We start from the raw sequence: 12,790 nt of genomic DNA, 5'->3' as shown, positions 1-12,790 counted from the left end.
TTAGATATTTTATCTTAACGGTCAGAAAGATTCCCGTGAGGTCGATCGATTGACCCGATAGTCTCAACCAATTATCCTAGCAAGACAACAGCGAATTTAATTGGCTATTTTGCTCAGTGGCTGCAACTGTCTTAACCGGGAACGGGCAAGATGCTCCTTCCACAGCAAATAAATCTGCTTGTGCAGCGGGCAAGAAAGCCAGCCCTCCTCTGTGTAGAGGCCAAGTATACTGCACCCTAATACAAACATTTATTTAACTTTTATTTAACTTTTTGGTACTTTGATAATTCGCGGCAATTGCAAGCCTGCAACTTCTGTACCTGCGAATAAAGGTAAAAAATCAGCAACTGTTTCCGGGCCAGCTTGTTGCAAAGCGCTCAAAAGTTTAGCACTTTGTCCGAGCAAGTCTTCAACAGCAATTCCAGCATAACTAGGCTGATAATAACTGAGCCGATTTATTCCTTCTCCCAGCAAGATTACTGCACCGCGCCAGTTTTGATTTCCTAAGTGATAAAGCGCGACCGCAATTTGCAATATTCCCTGATAAAACCTTTTTTCCGGCTCGCCTGCTTCCATCCACAAAGCCTCTAGTGTATCGTGACAAGCATAAAATTCTTGGCTGTTAAACTGTTCGATACCTTGCCAAAAGTCGATCGGCATTTCCTCTGTCATTCGATTGGAGATAGGGGATTTTCGATGGCGGATGTGTGTTTGAGTAGGCGGCGATCGATTGTTTTTTAATAGCTAAGTCTTAAAAACAAGAAAAATTTCGACTTATTTTCAAAACTACTGCCATTTCACGACCGCCTACTTAACTAATTACATAGTATCTCTGACAGCTTGAATCTGATCCATTCCTATTTCCTGATTAGTTCCAGCGAAATCGTTATCTGGCGTCAGAAATAACATACAGTGACACTCTTTGCGCTCGCGCATGGGAATGCAGGGACAGTTCCAGTAGGCGGCTTTTACTTCGGCTTCTTTATCTTCGTAATGGCGACAAGGGCATAAGGGAGCGCCTAGTTCATCCTTGTGTTTTGCTAGTCCTTCTATCACGACAGCAGTGACGGAAGGTTCGGAACAAAAGTAAGTTCCCGTGCGCTTGGCGTAGGTTTCGGAGAAATTCTTCATTGCCTCCAAAGTTTTTTCGTTGGATAGTTTAGATTTTTCTGTTGTGTTCATAGTTTAGGATCGGAGTTGAGGATGCTACGAGCTTTTGACAATTGTAGCGCAGAATGTGATTTTAAACACTGGTATATTTCTGTTTAGTTACAAGGAAGAAAACCTTGACAAAGATTGAGTTTTAGGTTGTTGGTTTTTTAGTGGTTTTTGTCTATCCCGGAGGGTGGGGGAAACTGGCGGGAGAGCGAGTTTTTGGAGCTACCAAAAGATTTGGGCGATCGATCGCCCTTAACTATCATCCCCCAAAGGGGATAAAAATCGGCTAAGATAGCACGGCGCTCTTTCTGTGACGGCTATAGGCACGGCATCTGATGGCAACTTCCCCGAACCGCACCGGCACAGGCGATCGAATATCTCCTGCTTCTGGGCTGATTTGGCCGGCTGACACCGAGTTAGTCGCATTAGTGCTTGAATTGACTCCCGGCGCTGCTAGCTATCTGTACGCGCAGTATGCTATAGGTTTGCACGCTTGGTTTTTAGGTCAAGTACACCAAACTGACCCGGATTTATCGCAACTTTTGCGCGATTAACAGTCAATCGATTTTAGATTTTAGATTTTAGATTTTAGATTTTAGAGGCTACCCCACGGATAAATGCTCTTTCTTGAGGATTTTCGATTTTCGATTTGGGATTGATTCCACGGATAAATCACGTGGCGGGTATCACCTTTGAAATTCGCTTGTCAGAAAAAGCCTTTACTCTTTCGGGATTGGAAGGTGATTTGCTCCTCGGCGGCAAAGAATTTCAGCTTTTGGGCGATCGAATTTATCGCTGGTACGTAACAGGACTTTCAAAGCCCGTAGTGTAGTGGCTGAGTCAGTGGCTGCAAAATTTGCCCCAAGAGATAGATTTGCGAAATGCTCCGCTGCTAATTCGCTCTTGGGATATTGCTTTTGCTCCCACAATTTACCAGCAGTTATTAACAGCAGAACCCGCATTGTCGCCAACCATCAAACTTAGTTTTGTGACTCCTACAAGCTTTCGTAGCAAAGGCCATCACTTCCCTCTGCCAGTTCCCGAAAATGTTTTTCACAGCTATTTACGCCGCTGGAATAACTTTTCGGGGGTAAATTTTGACCAAGCAGAATTTTTGAATTGGATTGATGAAAATGCAATTATTAGCCGCCACAAATTGGAGTCGCAAAAGGTAGCCGCGGGCAAAAAAGGCATGGTAACGGGATTCACGGGGGCTGTGGAATTTGCGCTAGGGCGATCGGCTCACAATCGTCCTGATTTTGTACAATTATTTTATGCTTTGGGGCGGTTAGCGCCTTACTGCGGCACGGGCCACAAAACAACTTTTGGATTGGGACAAACGCGATCGCAATGGTTGACAGAAGCGCTCCCTGAAGTGTCGATACAAAGCATATTGGCGGCGCGAATAGATGAATTGACACAGAAGTTTATGGCGCACAGAAAGCGTACAGGTGGAAGTCGCGCTGCTGAGATTGCTGAAACTTGGGCGACGATTTTGGCGCGCCGGGAATTGGGGGAATCTTTGTTTGATATTGCTGCTGATTTGGAAATGCCTTATGAAACTGTGAAAACTTACGTGAAGTTGGCAAGAAGGGCTTTGAAAGTGGAGGATTAGAGGGCATTGGGCATTGGGCATTGGGCATTGGGCATTACTGGTTCCCAGGCTCTGCCTGGTAACACAGATCCGGAGGCTCCGCCTCCAATTTTCCTCCGCAAGCGAGGCAGAGCCTCTAGACATCGATTCCCAGGCTCTGCCTGGGAACCAGTTAAATGACTGATGACTGATGACTAATGACTCTTAGTAAATAGATATATGTCGTCTCGCTGATATTTTAGTTGAAATTGTGGGGTGTTTTTTAGTTGAGTTATTAGGTTTTTAACAAATTCTCGATCGCTCATCCAGCCAGGATATCTGAGGTTCAGCAATACATAATCAAATTCTGCGAGATTTGCAGGTGGCGCGTTAGCCTGAGTTAATTTTACCACAGGGCGGTGCGCTAAGTGCGGAGCAATCTGAGCATTTGTTAAAACACTGCCTTTGGTTTCCACAATAGAAATTGCCTCTTTGGTAGCCGGCAAAGTGTCGATCCCCTTTAAATAAATAGTCCAAAAATAGCCGTATTTCGCTAAAGCTAAGAAAGCAATCAACGACCAAATTACAATGACTCTAGGCAAGGGATAATTAGGAAGTGGCAATCTCTCAAATATTGTTTTTCCCTTTTGCTGATTGGTAGCTGCCAAACTGGAAATTACGGCTACCAACAAAAACGGCAATATCGGCACAGAATATTGATGAATTAAATCCCGCTGAGCGGGGATATCGGAAAGAATATTCATCGCCAACATCGGCACAGCACTAATTAAAGATGACAGATGACGCGGGGACAGCCACCAAATTATAGGTAATAGCAATAACGCTAAATATCCAAAAGTATCTAAAGAAAACAAACGCCCTAAAACTAGATTTGGTTTCACTATTAAATTAATAGCAATTTCAAAAACAGAGTTTCCCAAATATTGATATCGCCCGATACCCGCGTGTTCTCTTCCCTGATTAAAATACGGTATAACTGCCTGAGTAACTACCAGAAACCAACCCGCGCCTAGAAAGAGAGCTATGAGCCCACAATTGCGTTTTTTGTCAAAACACAACAGCCACAAACCCATCGCAGCCACAGTTAAAGATAGCACGGCTTTGCAGCTCAAAACTAATACAATAGCAGCACAAAACCACAAGGTTTTATTCAGCCTCGCGGCTAAGATTGCTGCTAGCAATGCTGGTAAAGCAATTACTTCTGGGTGGAAGTCGAAGAGGTTGACATTAAATACTGCGGGATAAAGCAGATATACGGCTGAAATTGCAATTGCTTTTTGTTCGTTTAATCCGGCTTGACGTGCCAAACTCCAACTCGGCCAAGCGCCTAAAGCTAGGGAAACAGCTTGTACTAAAAAAAGCCAGTGAACATCTGGATATATTTTGTAAAGTAAAGCTAGTGGATAGAAAATAAAAGCGGCGTGGTCGCCCCAAATATTGATTGCCATTAAAGAGGAAAATGGCGTTTGATTTTGGGAGATTAAATAAATTGCTTGGTCAAAAATTGCTAAGTCGAATGCAGTTGACTGAAACAAAGCGTGCCGCGCGCTGCTGGCGGTAAATAAGACTATCGTTGTCACGACAATCATTAAAAATACTGGATGAGTTTTTAGGAATTTTAAAGTTAGCATTTTATTGTTTAATCAGCGATTCGTTTAAATAGCATAACTTCGTTTTTTTGATAAGTTAATTTAAAATCGGGAGACTTTTTCAGTTGATTTGCTAAGGTATCACCAAGTTTTTCAGTATCAGGCCAGGGATGGCGCAGGTTTAATAATATGTATTGAAATTCAGCTAAATTTGTTTGGGGCGAAATTTGTGACAGCAATTTTACTATTGGGCGGTGGGCAAAGTGAGGGGCAAGTCTATTATCGGTTAAAATACTGCTTTGCGGTTGAACTTGTGCGACTGCTTCGCGTGTAGCTTGCCAGGTATCTAGTCTATTTAGGTACAGATAAAAATCTTTATATTCGCCCACACCCAGGAAAATTAGTAATGACCAAATTATCATGATTCTCGGCAATTGAATTCCCCGCCAAAGTTTAGAAATTCGGAAGTTTTTAATTTGTGGCAGATTCACCCCTGTTAAAAACTGTTGCTTATTTGCTTGATCTTCTTCCTTGTTGCCTTTTATTTCTTCCCTCTTCCTGGTTTCTTCCTTCGCGATTACTGCTAAAAATAAAAAGGGAATTACAGGTACTGAATACTGATAGGCTAAGCTGCGTTGAAATGACAAGTCAGAGAGGATATTGATCAGCAGGGTAGGGATGGCAGGAATTAGCGCTGTTAAATATTTTAGGCGTAGTTTGCCGGAAAATGGCAATAGCAGCCAAATCACAGGTAAGGTGAGGAGAAATAAATATTTGAATGTATCGAAGGAAACGATTTTTCCTAATACTAACTGTGGTTTTAATATGAGATTGATGATAATTTCTAGTACGGATTTGCCTAAATAGCTGTAGCGCCCGACTCCAGCGACTTCGCTGCCGCTAAAGAAGGGGATGATTTTCTGGGAAGCTATCAAAAACCAAGCTGCACCAAGCAAAAGTGCGATCGCCCCGTAACGTTGCTTTTTTTCGCAAAAAAACAGCCATAAACCCATAGCAGCAACGGTTATGGACAAAACCGCCTTGCAACTGAGAACTAACACAATAGCGGTACAAAACCACACAATTTTATTTAAACGCGCTGCCCAAATTGCGGCCAAAAGTGCGGGTAAAGCGATTACTTCCGGGTGAAAATCAAATAAATTGATGTTAAATACCACCGGATAGAGCAAATAAATCAATGCGATCGCACGGGATTGTTCTTGATTCAAACCTGCCAAACGCGCTAAACTCCAGGTAGGCCAAGCGCCTAGGGATAATGCAACTGCTTGTACCAACAGCAGCCAATGCACATCCGGGTAAATTTTGTACAGCAAAGCTAGCGGATAATAGATTACCGCTGCGTGATCGCCCAAAATATGAATCCCCATTAAAGAAGAAAAAGGCGTTTGGTTTTGGCTGATTAAGTAAATTGCTTGGTCAAAAATTCCCAAATCGAAAGCAGTTGATTGGAATAAAGCGTGGCGTAAACTGCTACACAACAAGAAAATTGCCGCAGCAGTCGCGATCGCCCAAACCAAACTCGACGGTAGCTGCGATCGACCTTCTTCTATATTTTCGGCGATCGAGACACTGATGTCCTCACGGTCATCAGCCAAATTTTCCCTATTCTGCATGAAATCTGGCACTAGGTGGTCACTCAAAATATGATTCCATCGAATGTGCTTTCCACGCAATAGTTAACCACTAATTTTTATCCCCGCAATCGTAATATTAGAATAATCCACAAAACATTAAACAATTGTGAAAGCAATAACTCTTCTCGGCTCCACAGGCTCCATCGGCACTCAGACTCTGGATATTGTAGCTCAATACCCCGATCAATTTCGGATTGTCGGGTTAACCGCCGGACGAAATGTAACGTTGCTGGCCCAGCAAATTCGCCAGTTTCGACCGGAAATTGTCGCGGTTTGCGACGAAGATAAATTACAGGAATTGAAGGAGGCGATCGCAGACATCGACCCTCAACCTATTTTACTTGCTGGCGAGTCAGGCGTTGTCGAAGTTGCCCAATACGGTGACGCTCAAGCCGTCGTCACTGGCATAGTTGGCTGTGCCGGTTTGCTGCCAACAATTGCGGCTATCAAAGCAGGCAAAGATATCGCCTTAGCCAATAAAGAAACATTAATCGCAGGGGGCCCCGTTGTCAACCCCTTAATCGAAAAATACGGCGTTAAAATATTACCTGCTGACTCGGAACATTCGGCAATTTTTCAGTGCCTCCAAGGTGTTATGGTTGGCGGGTTGCGGCGAATTATTCTCACTGCTTCGGGGGGTTCTTTTCGAGATTTGCCGATCGACAAATTAGCAGGAGTAACAGTAGCCGATGCTTTGAAACATCCGAATTGGTCGATGGGGCAGAAAATCACGATCGATTCTGCTACTTTGATGAATAAAGGATTAGAAGTCATCGAGGCTCATTACTTATTCGGAATGGATTATGACGACATTGATATTGTCATCCATCCTCAGAGCATAATTCACTCGTTAATTGAGTTGCAAGATACCTCGGTTTTGGCGCAATTGGGATGGCCGGATATGCGTTTGCCGCTGCTTTACGCTTTGTCTTGGCCGGAGCGAATTCATACAGATTGGGAACGGCTCGATTTGGTAAAAGCTGGGGATTTAACTTTCCGAGAACCCGACCACGAAAAGTATCCTTGTATGCAGTTGGCTTATGCGGCAGGACGTGCGGGCGGTTCGATGCCGGCGGTGCTGAATGCGGCAAACGAACAGGCAGTAGCGCTATTTTTGGAGGAGAAGATTCAGTTTTTGGATATTCCGAAGTTGATTGAGAAGGCGTGCGATAAACATCAAACCGATAACTGTGAAAGTCCTGGTTTAGACGATATTTTGGCGGCAGATAGGTGGGCGCGGCAGGAAGTTTTGGCAGATAGTATGGAATTGGGCGATCGGATTCTTTCGGTTCGCTAATTGTATCAGCAGACTTGCACTTACCCACAAGCCCTAGGAGTGAATAAATTCCCCGTCTCATAGAAGACAGTCGGTTGAAACTTATATCTTGCACCATTCTCAATAAGCCTTTTAGGAACAGGCAAGATGCCTGTTCCACAAGAAAATTCACTCTTTGTGGAACAGGCATCTTGCCTGTTGCTGATACTGGTGCAATATCAGAGTTGAAACAGACTGCCGAACCTTGATAAATATCCAGTCCTCTTCAGAGGACTTTAGCTATGAGACAGGGGTTTCAACCCCTGACGGACTATGCCAAAAAGTGCAAAATATCGGCAAAACCATATTAAAGCTTGACCTGATTTTAGTTTTTTATTGACTAACTCCCAACTTGTGCCGCAAAATCAGCCGCACTCATCTTTTCGTACATTTCAAAAGGTTGGTGAATCCAAGGATTGTCCGCCAAATAATCTACATAATAATCCGGCTTTGCAACAGAACAAGCCTTGTACCAGAGTACAGCAGTCCGAATTTCCTGAATATCCTCGCCGTAGCGACTCTTCAGCCAAGCGATACCTTGCTCTAAACTAATTCCCGAATCCACCAAATCGTCAATCAGGAGAATGCGGCTGCCCAAATTATCGCCCACCATTGTCAAATCGCGCGCAAACTCGATCGCGCCCCGGACATTTCCCTCAGCCCCACTGTATGACGAGGCCGCTAAAATCGCCAATGGCTTGTCGAAAAGTCGCGACAGAGTATCTCCAACCCGCAGCCCTCCCCTCGCCAGACAGACAATGCGATCGAATTTCCACTGAGATTCCTCAATTTTTACAGCCAAATCCTCAATTTTCCGATGGTACTCAGCCCAAGAAACGTAAAGGTCACTCATTCCTAATATTATTTAAATATCAAAGGTATTATTAAATATTTTGGGGAAAATGACATGGATGCAGATGAACTTCTCAGACGGTATGCAGCCGGAGAACGGGTTTTTCACAAAGTAGACCTGAGCGGTGCCAATATGTCAAGGACAAATTTGCGCGATATTGACCTGAGTCACGCTAATTTAAAAGGTGCAAATTCGATCGGTCTCACCCTCTACAGAGCCAATCTGTATCAAGCAGATATCAGCCAAGCCAACCTCTCCCAAGCCAACCTCATGTCCGCTAATTTTGGCGAATGCGAGGCGGTGGGAGCGAACTTGAGCGGCGCCATCTTGCGGAGTGTCGTCTTCAGTGGAGCCGATTTAACGGGGGCGAGTCTCAGGGGTGCAGACATGAGAGATGCAAACCTTCAGGGGGCAATTTTGATTCAAGTTTATGCAGTTAACGCTAACTTGCAAGGTGCCAACTTGACAGAAGTAAAGCTTTGCGGAATCAACCTGAGCAAAGCAAATTTAACCGATGCAAACTTAACACAAGCTGACCTCAGCCGTGCTAACCTAACTCAAGCAAATCTGAGTTGGGCTAATTTGACGGAAGCAAATCTGGAAAAAGCTGATTTGAAGGGAGCCGATTTGAGTGGAGCTAACTTGAGCTGTGCAAATCTCCATCAAGCAGATTTGAGCGGAGTTTCCCTTAAGGGAGCAAATCTCCGGGGAGCAAACTTGCATCAAGCTTCTTTGCGTGGGACTAATTTGGATGAAGCGAATCTGAGAGAGGCCATGATGCCTGACGGCACAATCTGTGACTAAATAAGCTGAGAAAATAGAAGTTAAAACGGCAGGGTGCCTATGGCGCACCCTACATTTAGGCTAATGCCTAATTTTTTTAAGGGGATTTAATTCTGCCTTCAAGTGACAGTGCATTTAAAGAGTAGTGGCAAAAAATTTAGCACCGAGTTTAATCTACAACTTTCAGCCAGCCCCGGCGAACTGCGTGGAGCAAGCGGTTGATGGCTGTTTGATCTTCTTCGGTAAGACAGTCATTTAACAGCGCTGTCTTGAGCTGTTGTCGGTGAGTGGGAGTCAGCAGACCGGAGTGATATACCTGAAAGACTAGCTCTGCAATAGTAAATTGAGGTAACAGCGTTTGGGTTGTCATCATGTGTTTTTTTTTGAACTCACTTTTGACAGTATTAACTAATTTTTCCAAAATTTATGTGATTCAACTACGGGAGTAAATGTGATCGATTGGCTCTTGATGAGTGATTTGTGTCAGCCGGACTTGGGGATCGGATATTTCCTCGATAGCCCCGCAACTTGAAACACAAACCCCGTCCCGATTTCTCGCTTTTGGCAACTGCGAAATCTCTACTTTTGGTTAAGAAACGGTGACAAATAAATTAAGATTTATCTATTAAGAGATTACTAATGACTGCTAGCTAAATCGCAGGGCTTAATTGAAGGTACAACTTTTAGCCTGTTTAGGAACCCGCTTTTACCTACATTTACCTAGTTTCTTGGTGTGGTCTTTGTTCCGTGGATATACTTAATAACCCGCCCAAAGACAGATACAAGTTTCCGACAGGAGTGGCCATCGATCCAAAATTTTAAGCTCTAGTTCATGCTCCCACATTCATCTGTGAAGTCAATCTAAAATCTAAAATCTAAAATCTAAAATCTAAAATCGACTGGCTGCTTCAAATCAAAAATCCCGGCTTCTTCAAGAAACCGGTTCGAGCTTTTCGATCGCACTACAATTTTTTTTTGGAGAGGGTTAATGGATCGACCTACTCACTTCAATCTTATTGTTGGCAAAGCTTGACAGGAGAGAAAGTAAAAATACTCATCTCAACTTTTTGTGTGAGGAGACTAATCGGAAATCCTGACCCATCCGCGGCGGATGGCGTGCAGCAGGCGGTTGACTGCATCTCTGGCATCTTCGCTGAGAGCGCTTTGGCAGAGTTCGCGCAATCCGTGGCTTTGAGTGCGAGTCAGATTGCCTGAATTGGTGACTTGATAGAACAGTTCAGCGATCGCCCGATCGGATTTTAAAGTCAGAGCTTGCATGAAATCTCGTTGAACTCGACTATTATAATATCTAGCATTTGAGAAAAAAGTAGGGTGATTGCAGTCGGCTAAGCTGTGCGATCGTTCTTGGCTCGATTTGTGACCGAAGTCTGCCATTATACGTGATTTAAATCACATAAAACCCAAGACTTCGATCGCATAAGCTATGATTGGGGTGGTAGCCTCAAGGTTTGACAAAACCTCGAAAAGCCCTGAACACAAGGCTTTTAGTTCCCAAGGCCGCCGCGCAGCGGAAGTAAGTCCGCTCAACATTGCAGGCTATGGACTTGGATAGCTGTGAAACTTTTGGTTTAAGACACTTGCAGCTTGTGGCTCAGGGCATAAAGTTGCGATCGGCGAGCCACCGCCTGAGATACAATAATTATAAATACTTCTATCCCATCTATAGACAGGGAGGTCAAAAAATGATAATGATTAGCTACTTTTCTATTGCCTTAATCGTTTTTCTTGTTTGGTTCAAAAGTTTTTGGAATGATACTGCGACATCTAAAAAAGACGTGATATCTTGGATAGCCTTAATAATCGGCCCTCTGTTTTGGCCTGTTGTTCTGCCCCTATCCCTTTTGCAAATTACTAGCAAAAAGTCTGTTGTACAAACAGCTCAATGCGAGCAAAAAATATAATAACTTTTGGAAGTAACTGGCTTCAACACACTCGCTTATCTCTTCCTAAATTATTCGGCGTGCATCGCTTTTGGCAGCGAGTAATTTATCTTGTTTCATACTAAAAAAATGCAGCTAGAAGGTAGAATCAAATAAAAATTCTGAATCCTAAAACAGTATTTTTTTACCGCTATCAAATTCTGCCTTCTGCTTTTTGATCCAGCCCAAAAACGGATACAAGTTTCCGACAGGAGTCGGCTGCTGCCCTAAATTTTAGGATCTTGTTCAAGCTCTCCGATTCATCTGTGGCATAAATCTCAAATCTCCAATCGTTGAACTAAGCGAGATTGACGCACGCCCTAGCCCACGTATCACGCCAAAGTCTCCAATTGACTGATGCCTAATTTTCTTCTGTCACATCGTGAATTAACGGTGCGGCTCAGTCAATCGATTGCGCGATTTTAGATTTTAGATTTTAGATTAAAGAATTGAAGCATTGACTTGCGCGAGATAAATTCGGGGGTTCCTTTATCGGATACAGGTTTTTTATTTCTGGGTACTGAGTCTGCTTTCGGAATGAATCACGTGGCGGGTATCCTGGATGCTTTCAGTTAAAATTGTTCCGGCAAAATTGTCAGACTCACATTGTCGAACAACGACCGCAAAATTTTTTTACTCAAAAATTATCTGCCACCTCAACCAAGCTCAAAATTAATATGTAATTTAACATGGCCTGTTGCTTGCAAAAATATAACTTCAGACATATTTTCGTCGGCCGCTGACCAACTTAAGAATTTTCATTACTTCCGGCCACTGCGTACCATTAATCGAAGGTGGGAAAATCCTGGCTAGGCGTGGAAAAACAGCTAGACTCTTTGCCATTTAAGCTTTTCGGGCTCCCTTTATTCAAATCGTAGCAGCTCTAAACAGGAAATTGTAGAGTTCGTTTGCGCCCAAAATCCCTAACTCTTACCGCAGTTAGATAGACAATTCAAGGCAGAGACTGCAATATGAAATAGGCAACAAAAACTGTTTCAAATCTCAAGTACGACTTATTTTTGGCGATCGGGCATCAGGAGTGTATAACGCGAGCCAGCTAAATTTTTGGAAGTACGAGATGTTTGGGAACTTCAAAAAAAAAGTGCCGTCACGGTATCCAAATTAGTTATTTGCATAAAAAGTAGGAGTCAAAATGAACGAAGTATCTGAGAAACCAATTTATAGAGTTCTTCATCTATTGTCGCTGCTAGCGCTGGCATACTATGGAGCTACTTCCATCAATTATATTTTCGAGAGTGACTCTCACGCTCACATCTACAAGTACGACAGTCATAGCAATTCCAACGCGGCACCCGCGCAACTAGAAGCACACCGCTCGGAATAAGTAGAGATTTTCTCTGAATGACTGCCGGATCAAATTTCGGGGAATTGGCTAATCGTTAATGATCAGCTCGAAGTTAACAACCATTAGTAAAAAAGTCTTTGCTAAAAACTCAATATTTTCACTCACAGGTACTAGCCATCGAATGTACCGCAAAAATTAACTATTTAATTTGTTCTCAAAAGAGACCAGAGTGATGAAAGGATGGCCAAGCATTTTCATCAGTAAGAGCCTTAATAGTTTTAGTAATCGCTTCATCAAGAACATTTGAAGGTGGATATGCTTCAGAAGGGAAAATCGCTTTGATTTTTGCCCACTACAGCTCGATGGGAGATAAATCCGGCGAGTATCGAGGTAAGAATTTTACATTGGCTTTGATAGATGCCATCAAAAAATTGACGGCTTCAGCATTCATGATAAACAGGTAAATTATTCATAACTACAATTGGGCTAACCCATAACTGGGGCAGGATTCGCCAGCAGCCCAAAAATTTATATCCTAGTTCCAGTTCCCAGATTCATCTGTGGACTAAATCTAAAATCTAAAATCTAAAATCTAAA

General features: G+C 43.2%; 13 protein-coding genes. 6 read left to right on the top strand and 7 right to left on the bottom strand.

The genetic code is table 11. The features are described from left to right. Positions 1-264 precede the first annotated feature (264 nt). Together QT987_RS03230 and QT987_RS03225 are read right to left on the bottom strand one after the other, a co-directional pair. Positions 265-672 carry a DUF309 domain-containing protein gene (locus QT987_RS03230; RefSeq protein WP_333237200.1) on the bottom strand — a complete coding sequence of 136 codons (408 nt, stop codon included), beginning with the start codon at positions 670-672 and terminating at the stop codon, positions 265-267. Positions 673-819: 147 nt separating this feature from the next. Then, positions 820-1,182, bottom strand: a complete 363-nt coding sequence (locus tag QT987_RS03225; protein ID WP_172186333.1) for a ferredoxin-thioredoxin reductase catalytic domain-containing protein — start codon at positions 1,180-1,182, stop codon at positions 820-822. Between the two features lie 311 nt (positions 1,183-1,493). Between QT987_RS03225 and QT987_RS03220 the strand changes: the two genes are divergently transcribed. The 3 genes from QT987_RS03220 (at position 1,494) to cas6 (ending at position 2,773) form a co-directional block, all read left to right on the top strand. Next, positions 1,494-1,712, top strand: a complete 219-nt coding sequence (locus QT987_RS03220) for a hypothetical protein (RefSeq protein WP_333237198.1) — start codon at positions 1,494-1,496, stop codon at positions 1,710-1,712. 122 nt (positions 1,713-1,834) lie between these two features. Further along, the gene (locus tag QT987_RS03215) at positions 1,835-1,990 is read left to right on the top strand and encodes a hypothetical protein (RefSeq protein WP_333237196.1); all 156 of its coding nucleotides are present in this window, start codon (positions 1,835-1,837) and stop codon (positions 1,988-1,990) included. A 3-nt stretch (positions 1,991-1,993) separates the two neighbouring features. After that, positions 1,994-2,773 (top strand): CRISPR-associated endoribonuclease Cas6, encoded by a 780-nt coding sequence (gene cas6 / locus QT987_RS03210; RefSeq protein WP_333237401.1) that lies wholly within the window; start codon positions 1,994-1,996, stop codon positions 2,771-2,773. Between the two features lie 173 nt (positions 2,774-2,946). Here the strand turns inward: cas6 and QT987_RS03205 are convergent, their stop codons facing one another. Together QT987_RS03205 and QT987_RS03200 are read right to left on the bottom strand one after the other, a co-directional pair. Further along, a complete protein-coding gene (locus QT987_RS03205; protein ID WP_333237194.1) occupies positions 2,947-4,383 on the bottom strand; it encodes a DUF2079 domain-containing protein in 1,437 nt (478 codons plus the stop codon). A gap of 8 nt (positions 4,384-4,391) precedes the next feature. Continuing rightward, the gene (locus QT987_RS03200) at positions 4,392-5,975 is read right to left on the bottom strand and encodes a DUF2079 domain-containing protein (RefSeq protein WP_333237192.1); all 1,584 of its coding nucleotides are present in this window, start codon (positions 5,973-5,975) and stop codon (positions 4,392-4,394) included. A gap of 127 nt (positions 5,976-6,102) precedes the next feature. On the opposite strand from QT987_RS03200, the gene dxr reads away from it, so the two are divergent. Then, complete coding sequence (gene dxr / locus QT987_RS03195; RefSeq protein WP_333237190.1) at positions 6,103-7,293, top strand: 1-deoxy-D-xylulose-5-phosphate reductoisomerase; 1,191 nt, start codon at positions 6,103-6,105, stop codon at positions 7,291-7,293. Positions 7,294-7,651: 358 nt separating this feature from the next. Here the strand turns inward: dxr and QT987_RS03190 are convergent, their stop codons facing one another. Further along, positions 7,652-8,164, bottom strand: a complete 513-nt coding sequence (locus QT987_RS03190) for a phosphoribosyltransferase family protein (RefSeq protein ID WP_333237187.1) — start codon at positions 8,162-8,164, stop codon at positions 7,652-7,654. A 54-nt stretch (positions 8,165-8,218) separates the two neighbouring features. Here QT987_RS03190 and QT987_RS03185 point away from each other — a divergent pair, with 54 nt between their 5' ends. Beyond that, positions 8,219-8,968, top strand: a complete 750-nt coding sequence (locus tag QT987_RS03185; RefSeq protein WP_333056487.1) for a pentapeptide repeat-containing protein — start codon at positions 8,219-8,221, stop codon at positions 8,966-8,968. Positions 8,969-9,116: 148 nt separating this feature from the next. Here QT987_RS03185 and QT987_RS03180 read toward each other — a convergent pair whose 3' ends face one another. Continuing rightward, complete coding sequence (locus tag QT987_RS03180) at positions 9,117-9,317, bottom strand: hypothetical protein (protein ID WP_333056545.1); 201 nt, start codon at positions 9,315-9,317, stop codon at positions 9,117-9,119. 710 nt (positions 9,318-10,027) lie between these two features. Next, positions 10,028-10,342: a hypothetical protein gene (locus QT987_RS03175; RefSeq protein ID WP_333237185.1), complete on the bottom strand. Its 315-nt coding sequence runs from the start codon at positions 10,340-10,342 to the stop codon at positions 10,028-10,030. A gap of 1,698 nt (positions 10,343-12,040) precedes the next feature. Between QT987_RS03175 and QT987_RS03170 the strand changes: the two genes are divergently transcribed. Beyond that, positions 12,041-12,232 (top strand): hypothetical protein, encoded by a 192-nt coding sequence (locus tag QT987_RS03170; RefSeq protein ID WP_333237183.1) that lies wholly within the window; start codon positions 12,041-12,043, stop codon positions 12,230-12,232. Positions 12,233-12,790 lie beyond the last annotated feature (558 nt).

The organism is Microcoleus sp. SVA1B4, assembly GCF_036700545.1.
In the GTDB taxonomy this organism is placed as follows: domain Bacteria; phylum Cyanobacteriota; class Cyanobacteriia; order Cyanobacteriales; family Microcoleaceae; genus Microcoleus.
This window is presented reverse-complemented; position numbering and strand designations above follow the sequence as displayed.

Bases quoted from the DNA above. Each gene is read 5' to 3' on its own strand.
- QT987_RS03170 (WP_333237183.1), top strand. From the start codon at position 12,041: ATGAACGAAGTATCTGAGAAACCAATTTATAGAGTTCTTCATCTATTG.
- QT987_RS03185 (WP_333056487.1), top strand. From the start codon at position 8,219: ATGGATGCAGATGAACTTCTCAGACGGTATGCAGCCGGAGAACGGGTT.
- QT987_RS03205 (WP_333237194.1), bottom strand. From the start codon at position 4,383: ATGCTAACTTTAAAATTCCTAAAAACTCATCCAGTATTTTTAATGATT.
- QT987_RS03230 (WP_333237200.1), bottom strand. From the start codon at position 672: ATGACAGAGGAAATGCCGATCGACTTTTGGCAAGGTATCGAACAGTTT.
- QT987_RS03190 (WP_333237187.1), bottom strand. From the start codon at position 8,164: ATGAGTGACCTTTACGTTTCTTGGGCTGAGTACCATCGGAAAATTGAG.
- QT987_RS03175 (WP_333237185.1), bottom strand. From the start codon at position 10,342: ATGGCAGACTTCGGTCACAAATCGAGCCAAGAACGATCGCACAGCTTA.
- QT987_RS03200 (WP_333237192.1), bottom strand. From the start codon at position 5,975: ATGCAGAATAGGGAAAATTTGGCTGATGACCGTGAGGACATCAGTGTC.
- QT987_RS03225 (WP_172186333.1), bottom strand. From the start codon at position 1,182: ATGAACACAACAGAAAAATCTAAACTATCCAACGAAAAAACTTTGGAG.
- QT987_RS03180 (WP_333056545.1), bottom strand. From the start codon at position 9,317: ATGACAACCCAAACGCTGTTACCTCAATTTACTATTGCAGAGCTAGTC.
- QT987_RS03220 (WP_333237198.1), top strand. From the start codon at position 1,494: ATGGCAACTTCCCCGAACCGCACCGGCACAGGCGATCGAATATCTCCT.